Below are 6,414 nucleotides of genomic sequence, written 5' to 3' on the forward strand. Positions count from 1 at the left end.
CCCGATCCCGGATTCTGATCCCTGATCTCTGATCCCGGATCCCGTCAGTTCCCCTTCAGGTACCGCTCGAACCAGGCCACGGTGCGCTGCCAGGCGTCGCGCGCCGAGGGTTCGTGATAGCGGGCGCCCGTGTCGTTGAAGAAGGCGTGGTCGGCGCCCGGGTAGATGACGATCTCGTGGATCACCCCGGCCCGCTGGAGGGCCTCCCGGATGGCCGGGATGCCGGCGTTGATGCGGGTGTCCCGCTCGCCGTAGATGGCCAGGATCGCGGCGCGGATGCGGGGGACATCTTCCAGGGGCGGGTTCGGTCCGTAGAAGGGGACCGCGGCCCGGATGGCCGGGTTGCGGGTGGCCAGGCGCCAGGTCATGCCACCCCCGAAGCAGAACCCCACGGCCCCGATGCGATCCCGCCGCACGAAGGGCTGGCCCTGCAGGTAGGCCACGCCTGCGTTCAGCATGGCCACCAGCTGCTCGGGGGGCGTCCGGCCCAGGAGGGCCGTGACTTCCGCCAGGTCCGAAAATCGCGCGGTGCCTCCGGCGGGGGACGCCAGGTCCACCGCCAGGGCGGCATAGCCCAGCGTCGCACAGCGCCGGCAGACGTCTTTGAAGTGCTCCAGCAACCCCCGGTTCTCGTGGATGACGATGACCCCCGGGACCGGCTCGCCCAGCCGCGGGCGTGCCAGGTAGCCGTGGACGGTGAGCGAGTCCGACGGAAACGTGACCATGCCGGCGTGGAGGGCGGGATCGTCGGGCGGCACGGTCACCCCCGACGCCTGGGCGGCCGGCGCGGGTGCGCCAGCCGCCGCAGCCGCCACCTCCTCGGCGGACGCCGCGATGCCCAGTTCCCGCAGAACCGGCAGGGCCACGGCGGCCCCGCCGGCCATGAGGGCGATGCGCCTCAGGAACTCGCGGCGGGGGAGCCGCCCGTGCCGGTAGTCCTCGGCCCACTCCTCGACGATGTAGCGCTCCAGGTCTCCCACCACGCCACCCCCTCGCGCGGGCATCCCGCAGGGACCGCCCGGGCCACGCATCAGGGGAACTCCTATCGGGGGCGTGTCACGCCCATGTGAATGGCGCGGCCCCTTCCCACCTGGGGGCCCGGGGCCTGCCTGACCGAGGGGTGGCAGATCCCGCCGATCCCGCGGATCGGGTAGAGTAGATAGCAGGAGGAGGACACGCCATGTCGGTGGTGGCGCGTCTCACCGATGCGGACCTGCGCTTTGTGGCGGCGACGCTGCTGCCCGACCGGGATCCCCGCCGGGCCGTCGAGCGCCTGCGGGAGAACCCGGAGGCCCTGGAGGAGCTGCTGGAGGACGACCGGCTGCTGGAGAGGCTGCGGTCCGGCGACGCCCTGGTCCGGGTGACGCCCTGGCTGCTGTTCAGCGTCCTCCTGCGGCGCGTGCGGCGGGAGCTGCGGACGGCGCCGTACACCGTGGAGAGACTGGGCACCGAGCGGGTGCCGGTCTTTGATGCCCGGCGCGCCGGCGATCTCCTGGCGGACCCGCAGATCCTGGACTACCTGGTGGAGATGCTGGTCTCGTTCACCCGCACCGACAGTTTTCTGCTGGAGGTGGAGGAAGGGGGGCGGGTGCGGCGCCGCCGCTTCAGTGACTTCGACAGTGAGGACATGATCGCCCTGGCCGCCCTGATGCCCGACGAACTGCGCTTTCCCATCCTGCGGCGCGTCGCCGACATCGCCCTGTTCATTACGGGCATCTTCCCCGAGCACGTGGATCCCCTGGCCCGGCCTCCCGGCGCAGCCGCGCCGCCCGCCAGCCGCTGGCGGTTCCGGCGGACCCTCGAGGAGTACGAGGAGGAGGGGCGCCGCTTCTACCGCCTGGCCGCCAGCCACCGGATGGCCCGACGCCTGGGAATGGAGCGCCCGCTGGAGGCGCTGGCCGAGATGTTCCCCCTGGCCCGCAAACCGCTGAACGTGCTGGCCTCCCAGTACATCGGCACCAGCCGGTTTGTGCTGTTCGGCGGCGCAGGGTAGGGGACGGGTGCCGACCGCGGACGCGGCGAGGTCGGGCAGGCGACGGCTGCCCGCCGGCATGACGGCTTGTCAGGCGCGGCAGCGGTCCAGGAGCGCGCTCCAGACGTCCTCCCGGCCGGGCAGGGGCGGGCCGTCCAGGACTACCCGGTCCGCCAGTCCCCGGTAGCGCTCCCGCAGGCGGTCGCCCACGTCCTCGGGCCCGCCGACGACCGCCACCTCGTGGAGGATCTCGTCGGGGATGAGGGTTCCCATCTCCGCCCACGCGCCCCGGGCGGCGAGCGTCCGCAGCCGCACGCCCAGCTCTCCCCACCCGTGGTGGTCCAGCACGCGCCGGTACGAGGGCGTGCTGGCATAGAACGCGATGCGCTCCCGCACCCGCGCCGCCGCATCGCGGACCGCCGTCGCGGACTCGCCCACCCCCACCAGCACGCTGGCCACCACCGGGCACGGATCCGGGCGACCGCCGCGGGCGCGGCCGCGGGCAAGGGCAGGGCGGATGACGTCGGTCAGGTAGCCGCGGGTGTGCAGCGGGTGGACGAGAAACCCGTCGGCCACCTCTCCGGCCACCTGGCACATCCGGGGGTTGACCCCCGCCGTCATGATGGGGATCGGGTAGGGGTGGGGGGCGGGGGAGAAGGCGGGCGTCATCAGGGTGAGGGTGTAGTACCGGCCGCGGTAGGCCAGCGGCGCGCCGGTGCGCCAGGCTTCCCAGACCGCCCGCACCGCCCCCACCACATCGCGCAGCCGGGCCGCCGGGGCATCCCAGGTCAGGCCGTACCGGCGTACGATGTGGGCTCGCACCTGGGTGCCCAGCCCCAGCACGAAACGCCCCCGGGAGGCCTCCGCCAGGTCGTAGGCCAGATGCGCCAGGACGGTGGGGCTGCGGGTGAAGGCGATGGCCACGCCCGTCCCGACCAGCAGTCGCGCGGAGTGCTCGGCCGCCAGGGCCGCGCCCAGGAATGGATCGTGGGCGGTCTCGCTGACCCAGACGCCATCCACCCCCAGCCGCTCGGCCGTCCGCACAACATCTGGGACCTCCGCCAGTGTCCGGTACATCATGTGGATGTCGATGCGCACGGTCATCCTCTCCTCTGAAGGTGGACGGAGCGCCGGTCCGGAAGTTCCACGCGTCCGGGCGTCCTCCCGCCGCAGGAGAAGTCTCCCGGCGGGAGAAACAGAGGGGGACCGGGAGAGGCGGTATAGGAAGGGCACTCCAGGGGAACGGCAGGTGGTGAGCGCACGCTGAGGGAGGGGCATGAAGGGCGTCGCAGCCGCACTCCTGGCGGTCGTGGCGATGGGTGCGCCGCCAGCATCCGCGTCCGGCCACGCCGCCGGCGTGCGGGTGGTGGTCAACGGCGTTGAGGTGCCCCTCCCCGCGCCTGCCCTGATCCGCGACGGCCAGGTCCTGGCTCCCCCCACGGGACTGTGGGACCCGCTGGGAGCGGTGGCCGCCTACTACGAGGCCGACCGCACCGTCGTGGTCACCAACCGCCTGCAGACCACCATCCGGCTGCGGATGGGCGAGGCCCAGGCCACGGTCAACGGGGAGGCCCGCCCGCTGCCCACCGCGCCGGTGCTGGTGGACGGCGTTCCGTACATCCCCGTGCAGGCGGTGGCGCAGCTGCTGGGGGCCTGGGTGGCGTTTGACGACGCCGCGCGGATCCTGCACGTCAGTTCCCAGATCACCGCCCTCACCCCCCAGGTCAAGGACGGCATCGTGGAGGTGGTGGTGGATGCCACCGGGCCTGTGCAGGTGGACTCGACCGTCCTGACCAACCCCGACCGCCTGGTGGTCGACCTCCAGAACGCCGCCCTGCGGGTGGCCCAGCGGGAGTACCCCGCGGGAGCGGCGGGCGTGATCCGCATCCGCGTCGGCCAGTTTCAGATCAAGCCCTACATCACCCGGGTGGTATTCGACCTGACCGATCCGGTGGATCTTCAGGTGACGGCGTCGCCCACCACCTACGCGGTGACGCTGCGGGTGACCCCCAAGACCTCCGCCCGGGCCGACGCCCCGCCACAGCAGGGCCCGGCCCGGATCCTGGGCGTGGCTTTCGAACCCTCCGGACAGGCCGGGCGGGTCGTGGTGCAGACCACCGGGCCGGTGCAGTACCGGGTTCGGGAGTTTGTCTACCCGGACCGCCTGGCGGTGGACATCGCCGACACTGTCTTCGTCCCCGTGCGGCAGGAGATCGCGGTCCACGGGCCGGCGGTGGCGGTGGTGCGGGCGGCGCAGTTCACCGCGCGCCCCCCGGTTACCCGGGTGGTGGTCACCCTCAAGCGCAAGCTCAACTACCTCATCGCCCAGTCCGGCGGCAGCCTGGTCATCGACCTGGACGCATCCGTCGCCCGGGCCCACGTGGTGGCCCTCGACGCCGGCCACGGGGGCAAGGATCCGGGTGCGCTGGGTCCTACGGGCCTGCGGGAGGCGGACGTGGTCCTGGACATTGCCCGCCGCGTCCGGGACCTCCTGGTGGCCGACGGAATCCGCGTGCTGATGATCCGCGACGCGGACGTGTTCGTGGACCTGTCCGAGCGCACTCGCCTGGCCCGGGAGGGCGGGGCGACGGTGTTCATCAGCATCCACGCCAACGCCAGCCCGCGGGCGGCGGTCGACGGCACCGAGACCTACTACCTCACTCCCCAGAGCCTGGCCCTGGCGCAGATGATCCAGGAGGAACTGGCGGCGGCCCTGGACCTGCCCAGCCGGGGCGTGAAGACGGCGGGCTTTGTGGTGCTGCGGGACAGCGGGGTGCCCTCGGTGCTGGTGGAGACGGCGTTCATCTCCCACCCCGACGGCGAGGCGCGCCTGCGGGATGACGGCTTCCGCCAGCGCATCGCCGCCGCTGTCCACCGCGGCATCGTGCGGTTCCTGGCCATCTACCCTGTGCCCCAGGCGGCGCCCTGAGGCCGCCGGCCGTGCGGCTGACGGTGCTGGGCAAGTGGTCGCCCTACCCGCCGGCCGGCGGGTCGTGTCCCGGATACCTGGTGGAGGCCGGCGGGGTGCGCATTCTCCTGGATTGCGGATCGGGCGTGGTGGCGGCCCTGCACCGGGTATGCACGGCGTTCGACCTCCACGCCGTCGTCCTCACCCATCTGCACCCCGACCACGTCACCGACATCTACGTGCTGCGCAACGAGCTGGCCTACGGACGGCTGCCCGGTCCCCCGGCGCCGCCCCTGCCCCTGTTCGCGCCCGCGGACGCCGCCCGGGCGCTGGTGGCGTGGCTGCCGCGACCCGAGTCCCGGCGCGAGTTCGCCGCAGGGTTCCACTTCCGTCCCCTGGAGGAAGGCGCCGGAGAGGTGGGCGGGGTGCGGCTGCGCTTTGCGCCCACCCTCCACCCCGTGCCCTGCCATGCGGTGGAAGTCCGGGCCGGCGGCCGCCGCCTGGTGTATACCGCCGACACCGGCCCGTCGGCGCAGGTGGAGGAGATGGCCCGGGGGTGCGACCTGCTGCTGTGCGAGGCGACCCTGCGGGAGGCCGACGCGGACCTCGCCGTCTCCCTGGGACACCTCACGGGGTCCCTGGCCGGATCCCTGGCCGCCCGGGCCGGGGCCCGCCGCCTGCTGCTCACCCACCTGCACCCGCGCGGCGACGTCCAGGAGACCCAGGCGGCCGCAGCGAAGGAGTTTGCCGAAGCCGAGGTAGCCCAGGAAGGCGCCACCTACGAGGTGTGAGGCAGGATGCCCCGTCCCGACGGCCGGGGGCCGGAGGAGCTGCGTCCGGTCCGCATCACCCGGCGCTACCTGAAGTATGCCGAGGGGTCCGTCCTCATCGAGGTGGGGGACACCCGGGTCGTGTGCTCCGCGAGCGTGGAGGAGCGCGTTCCCCAGTGGCTGCGGGGATCGGGGCAGGGGTGGATCACCGCCGAGTACGGGATGCTCCCCCGGTCGACCCAGGAGCGCAGCCCCCGGGACGTACTGCGGCCCGGGGGGCGGGTGGTGGAGATCCAGAGGCTGGTGGGCCGCTCGCTGCGGGCGGCGGTGGACCTGGAGCGGCTGGGGGAGCGGACCATCTGGATCGACTGCGATGTCATCCAGGCGGACGGCGGGACCCGGACGGCGGCCATCACCGGGGCCTTCGTGGCCCTGGTGGACGCTCTGCACCTGCTGCGCCAGACGGGGATCCTGACGGTCTGGCCCGTGCGGGAGGTCCTGGCGGCCACCAGCGTCGGCATCGTGGACGGGCAGCCTGTGCTGGATCTGACCTTCGCCGAGGACTCGCGGGCCCGGGTGGACATGAACGTGGTGATGACAGAATCAGGGCGCTTCGTGGAGGTCCAGGGAACCGCCGAGGGCCTCCCCTTCACCCGGGACGAACTGCTGCAGCTGCTGGGGCTGGCCGAGCGGGGCATCCGCCAGCTGATCGCCCTCCAGAAAGAGGTCCTGGCCGACGTCCTGGGCGCCCCGCGCCGCTAGAG

At 73.0% G+C, this 6,414-nt stretch carries 6 protein-coding genes; 4 read left to right on the top strand and 2 right to left on the bottom strand.

The genetic code is table 11. The features are described 5' to 3' along the window. Nucleotides 1–44: 44 nt before the first annotated feature. Nucleotides 45–983 (bottom strand): dienelactone hydrolase family protein, encoded by a 939-nt coding sequence (locus RB150_08080; GenBank protein ID MDQ7820492.1) that lies wholly within the window; start codon nucleotides 981–983, stop codon nucleotides 45–47. Between the two features lie 197 nt (nucleotides 984–1,180). Between RB150_08080 and RB150_08085 the strand changes: the two genes are divergently transcribed. Then, entirely contained in the window at nucleotides 1,181–1,993 is an 813-nt protein-coding gene (locus RB150_08085) for a hypothetical protein (GenBank protein ID MDQ7820493.1), read from the top strand. 69 nt (nucleotides 1,994–2,062) lie between these two features. Here RB150_08085 and RB150_08090 read toward each other — a convergent pair whose 3' ends face one another. Then, nucleotides 2,063–3,076 carry a TIGR03617 family F420-dependent LLM class oxidoreductase gene (locus tag RB150_08090; GenBank protein ID MDQ7820494.1) on the bottom strand — a complete coding sequence of 338 codons (1,014 nt, stop codon included), beginning with the start codon at nucleotides 3,074–3,076 and terminating at the stop codon, nucleotides 2,063–2,065. Nucleotides 3,077–3,248: 172 nt separating this feature from the next. Between RB150_08090 and RB150_08095 the strand changes: the two genes are divergently transcribed. The 3 genes from RB150_08095 to rph are packed head-to-tail and all read left to right on the top strand — an operon-like array spanning nucleotide 3,249 to nucleotide 6,412. Beyond that, nucleotides 3,249–4,901 carry an N-acetylmuramoyl-L-alanine amidase family protein gene (locus tag RB150_08095; GenBank protein ID MDQ7820495.1) on the top strand — a complete coding sequence of 551 codons (1,653 nt, stop codon included), beginning with the start codon at nucleotides 3,249–3,251 and terminating at the stop codon, nucleotides 4,899–4,901. A gap of 11 nt (nucleotides 4,902–4,912) precedes the next feature. Continuing rightward, entirely contained in the window at nucleotides 4,913–5,671 is a 759-nt protein-coding gene (locus RB150_08100) for an MBL fold metallo-hydrolase (protein ID MDQ7820496.1), read from the top strand. Nucleotides 5,672–5,677: 6 nt separating this feature from the next. Next, nucleotides 5,678–6,412, top strand: a complete 735-nt coding sequence (gene rph / locus RB150_08105; protein ID MDQ7820497.1) for a ribonuclease PH — start codon at nucleotides 5,678–5,680, stop codon at nucleotides 6,410–6,412. Nucleotides 6,413–6,414: the final 2 nt, after the last annotated feature.

The organism is Armatimonadota bacterium (genome assembly GCA_031081675.1).
Taxonomy (GTDB): domain Bacteria; phylum Sysuimicrobiota; class Sysuimicrobiia; order Sysuimicrobiales; family Kaftiobacteriaceae; genus Calidihabitans; species Calidihabitans tengchongensis.